This window comes from Parahaliea mediterranea (assembly GCF_003402235.1).
GTDB lineage: Bacteria > Pseudomonadota > Gammaproteobacteria > Pseudomonadales > Halieaceae > Parahaliea > Parahaliea mediterranea.
Genome location: NZ_QEWO01000017.1, coordinates 1 through 4,673, shown reverse-complemented (window position 1 = coordinate 4,673; position 4,673 = coordinate 1). Strand labels below are relative to the sequence as shown.

At 50.2% G+C, this 4,673-nt stretch carries 3 protein-coding genes and 1 pseudogene; 2 read left to right on the top strand and 2 right to left on the bottom strand.

Annotated features, from left to right (window positions below):
* Nucleotides 1–119: pseudogene (locus DDZ17_RS23095) on the top strand (IS30 family transposase); the annotation flags it as partial.
* A 145-nt stretch (nucleotides 120–264) separates the two neighbouring features.
* The gene (locus tag DDZ17_RS22075; RefSeq protein WP_116369203.1) at nucleotides 265–2,574 is read left to right on the top strand and encodes a TonB-dependent receptor; all 2,310 of its coding nucleotides are present in this window, start codon (nucleotides 265–267) and stop codon (nucleotides 2,572–2,574) included.
* 271 nt (nucleotides 2,575–2,845) lie between these two features.
* On the opposite strand, the gene DDZ17_RS22070 is transcribed toward DDZ17_RS22075, so the two are convergent.
* Both DDZ17_RS22070 and DDZ17_RS22065 read right to left on the bottom strand, forming a co-directional pair.
* Nucleotides 2,846–3,463 (bottom strand): 2-hydroxychromene-2-carboxylate isomerase, encoded by a 618-nt coding sequence (locus tag DDZ17_RS22070; protein ID WP_009577289.1) that lies wholly within the window; start codon nucleotides 3,461–3,463, stop codon nucleotides 2,846–2,848.
* A gap of 204 nt (nucleotides 3,464–3,667) precedes the next feature.
* Nucleotides 3,668–4,516 carry a TauD/TfdA dioxygenase family protein gene (locus DDZ17_RS22065; protein WP_116369202.1) on the bottom strand — a complete coding sequence of 283 codons (849 nt, stop codon included), beginning with the start codon at nucleotides 4,514–4,516 and terminating at the stop codon, nucleotides 3,668–3,670.
* Nucleotides 4,517–4,673 lie beyond the last annotated feature (157 nt).

Below are 4,673 nucleotides of genomic sequence, written 5' to 3'. Positions count from 1 at the left end.
AGAAGGAAATCAAACAGGCAATGGACAGATTAAACAATCGACCAAGAAAATGTCTTGGCATGAAAACACCGAATCAGGTATTTTTTGGAATCACCCCCCCCGTTGCACTAGCGAGTTGAATCCGCGTAGGGTCTTGAGTCTTTAGTCTCCTCACAATTTCGCCAGCCACATCATCAAAATACTAGCAGGTGAGCATTTGCATCATGAGCAGTTGTGTTAGTGATGGGCATAAGAAAATAACTGAATTTTTGAAGAGGCACGATAATGAACAGGTACCTAAACTCCCTCACCCTTCCTCTTGCCGTAGCTATGGCAGTTGGCACTGTAGATGCCAAGGCACAAGCATTGGAAGAGGTAATAGTTACTGCCCAGAAACGCGAACAGAGCCTTCAAGATGTGCCGATTGCCGTGGCAGCGTTCTCGAACGAAATGCTGCAAAAAGCAGGCGTCAAAGACATGTTCGAACTACAGGCCAATGACCCAAGCCTGGTTGTAGGTCAGGGGCATAATGCCTCCACTTCATCGTTCGGTATTCGAGGCGTATTCACAAGTTCCAATAACTTTGGCCTTGAATCTTCGGTTGGCCTGTATGTTGATGGCGTCTATCGTGCACGCCAGGGCTCGATGCTAAACGACCTGGTGGACATCGGCCGTATCGAAATACTCCGAGGCCCCCAGGGTACACTGTTTGGCCGCAACACTCCCGCGGGCGCTATCTCGGTATTTAGTGTTGAGCCAGACTTTGAAGGAACTGGCTATCTTCAAGTGGAGGGTGGCGAGTATTCTCTGTTATCCGGCCAAGGCGCCAAGTCCTTCACCGTTATTGAAGACATTCTGGCTACAAGAGTGACCGGCTTCTACACAGAGCGGGACGGCACTATCAGCGACGTCAGCCTTGGAGATGATAAGATCAACGATCGCGACCGCTGGGGCGTCAGACTGCAAGCCCTATGGACGCCAACTGACGAGCTGTCCGTGCATGTTATTGCGGACCACTCAGAAATCGATGAGGTGTGCTGTACTACCAACAGCTGGAAGAACAACTTTGTCGCGGATGAAGTGCCAGGCAAGACGGGCACGGACGCCAACGCCGTTGCACTGGGTTCCAACATTATTCCGGGTAGTGAATACTTCGAGCGGGAAGTGGCACTCACCTTCCTCCCCTCCTCTGAGAATGAGGACAAGGGCATTTCCGTGCAGGTCGACTGGCAAGCTGACTGGTTCACGTTGACTAGCATTACCGCCTACCGCGAGTTTGAGTCCCATGAAACCGTTGATGTTGATTTCATCGACCTCGACGGGAACGTTCAGGACAACCAGCAGGAACAGAGTCAATTCTCACAGGAACTACGGTTCGCCAACCAGTTCGACAACTGGAACTATGTGGCTGGCCTCTACTACTACGAGCAATCGTTGGACACCGTGTCTTACCTGGGTGTGGGCGATGACGCTTCCGCGTTACTGGGGCTACCGCCCAACGCATTTATTGGTGGAACAGGATCTACAAACTTCGCAGATCAAGAGCACACCAGCTACGCCGTTTTTGGTCAGTCCGACATCAACCTGACAGACAGTCTCGTACTGACCGCCGGCCTGCGTTGGACCAATGAGGAAAAAGAGCTCAGCAACATCTTCATCGACGATGCTGGCGAGGGGCCGCTACCGATTTACGACAACTGGGGCTTCTACTTCTTTCCGCCGTTGGCACCAGTAGATGACGTGTACGAAGAAATCGATGATGATCAAATAACCGGCACGCTTAAACTGAGCTGGTTTGCCTTCGATGACATTATGTTTTACGCCTCTTACGGTACAGGCTACAAATCTGGCGGCACAAATACCGACCGATTGGTACCCGGACTTCCCTACATATTCGGTCCGGAAGACTCCGAGTCCTATGAAGTGGGCATGAAAGCAACCTTCCCTGAGCAGGCGCTTCGCCTCAACGTTGCCATCCACAGGACCGACACCAACGACCTACAAACCGTGTCGTTCCAAGGCAACGGATTCACTTTGCTGAATGCAGGAGTTGCCGAGGCCCAGGGGGCCGAGGTCGAAGTCTCCTGGTTGCCTACCGAACGACTGACCATGAACCTTGGCTACGCCTATAACGACGGCGAGTATTCCGACTTTGAGCTGGGACCCTGCCAGGTAGCCACACCCTGGCATACCGGACTTCCTGATCCCGGCGATAATGGGGACGGCACTTGCGACCGATCAGGCGGAATGCTCCGGGGTAACGCTGAGAACCGGGCGACCTTGAGCGCTGACTATCGTTTCAGCTTTTCCAGCGTCATTGAAGGATTCATCTATGGTGAATACATCTATACCGACGAGAGGATGACAGACGTCAACAACGATCCTCTGAAGTTGGACGACGACTATTTTTATGTCAATCTACGAGCGGGTCTCGATTGGATCAGCTTGGACACATCCCTTACAGTCTGGGCAAGAAATCTCACCGACGAAGACATCGTAGCCACAATCGCTGACGCCGTAGCCCAAGAAGGCAAGTTGATCGGCTACTATGGTGCTCCGCGTACCTGGGGAATCACTCTCCGTAAAAACTGGTGAGTCTTTTGAAATCAATCGGTCATCGCGACGCACAAAATCTCTAATGACATTGTAGTGTGGCGCGGTGATCGATTGAATTTAGAGCCTATAAGTGGCCCCAGAATTTTATTGACCGCTAAAGATTGCCGCGGGTCAAGCGCCATTCACAAGCGGACATTCCAGGGCCAACGTAGATTCTCGACTCATACGCTGCTTTAACGAGTCAGGACTTATGACAGTGACTGCTAACATCCGCATCCTTGCGAATGTGCCTTCGCACTACTGATGAACACTATGTGGTTATCGAGTTCACAATCAGCTCTTCCAATTGCCCGAGGCGCTCTTTTCCAAAGAACATTTCCTCACCAAAGAAGAACGTTGGAATACCGAAGGCACCGCGATCAGCAGCACGTTGCGTGTTGTCGATCAATTCTCGCTTGACTTCCGAATCTTGTGTAGCTTCTAAAAGCGTCTGGCCGTCCAGACCGCCGTCAGTAAACACTTCAACGAATGTCTCAGGATCGTCCATCTTCTTGCCATCTTCCCACATCGCCTTGAACGCGATCTCAATAAACTGCTCGAGTTCACCCCGTTTTTTGGCAGCGATAAAGGCACGCATTAGAAGCAGCGTGTTGACCGGGAAATTCGGGTTCATCTGATACTTGCTCAAACCATGTCGAATAACATAGCGTTCCAGTTCTAGTTGTTCATACGCCAGCTTCTTAGGTACTTCTGCGAACGTAATGAATGGCGCTTGGTTACCGGTTGACTTGAACAGTCCGCCCAGTAAGCATGGAATATACTCGATACTGATGCCCGTTCTTGCAACCAGCCCATCAATAGTCTTATGCACCAGATAGGCATTGGGGCTGGCAAAGTCAAAAATGAATTCTACGGTGGGTGTAGGCATAAAAAAGCTCTCAATTCATCAATTAAGTGGGGAAGGGTCCGATTTCCGGGCCGTACCACTAAGTCTAGTACCTCGTTCTTTTACCCACACGACATCTTCCTCCAAAAATCCTTCTAATACAGGCGAAAGCACTAGGACGGACGACCTAGCGCTTTCGTCATACTAGCCAAAGCTGGTCTTTTCTTCCATGTCGAAAAGTTCTATTTAGATCACAGTATCCCAAATGGTGGTTCGGTGTAATAGCCTGTCATAACCATCATATCCACCAGTGGCCGAGTGTAAAACCGACCTGTTATCCCATATCACCAGCATGCCTTTTTCCCACTTATGTCTATAGACGAACTCCTCTTTCGACTGATGGTTATAGAGATCAATCAGGAGTGCATCCGATTCAGACTTGTCCATGCCAACAAAACCCTGGATATATGCAAGCGATGAAAATAGAGCCTTATTGCCGGTTTCGCGATGCGTTATCACTAGCGGATGCTCCTGCTTATCTCGCGCTTTTTCGCTGGTGACAATTTTCATACTGCGTTGGCGATTCTCCTCGCTGTCGCCGTACACTCCATCAGGTGCATAGCCCAGCTCAGCTGAATGTATTGCCATTAAACCTTCGGTCCTTGCGCGTAATTCATCTGGCATCTGCTCGTAAGCAGCCACCTGATCCGCAAACAAGGTATCACCGCCTGAGGGAGGAATCTTGATGCCGTATAGCGCAGTGGCTGCTGGCGGAGTCTTCATAAAGCTCCAGTCAGAGTGGAAGATTTCGGCAAACACTGGAGCTGTCTCATCTGCATTTCTTTGAATCGCGCAAATATGCTTGTGCCCTTCGATATGGCCGAAGAACGGGTCGTCGCCCAACTCACCAAAATATGCTGAAACGCGTTCTAGGTCATCGTTACTAAGGTTCTGGCGCGGAAACACGAGAACCTTATGTTCAAGCCAATGGCTACGAAGTTCAGACACGATTTCAGGCGAAACGCTCTCGGTAAGGTCGATACCTGTTGCGACGGCACCACATGAAGATCCTGTGGGGGTAACTGTAAGTGACATATGTTTCTCCGTTTTATCTGCGTTCAACTTGCGTGAATTCAATTTGTAAGTGCAACTCTTGACGAGTTGGTTAGAGGGCAAGCTGCTGTACTATTGAGCTTTCTCTCACCGACCAAAGTTAGAGGAGCACAATGAAATACAAACAGCTTACCCAAGA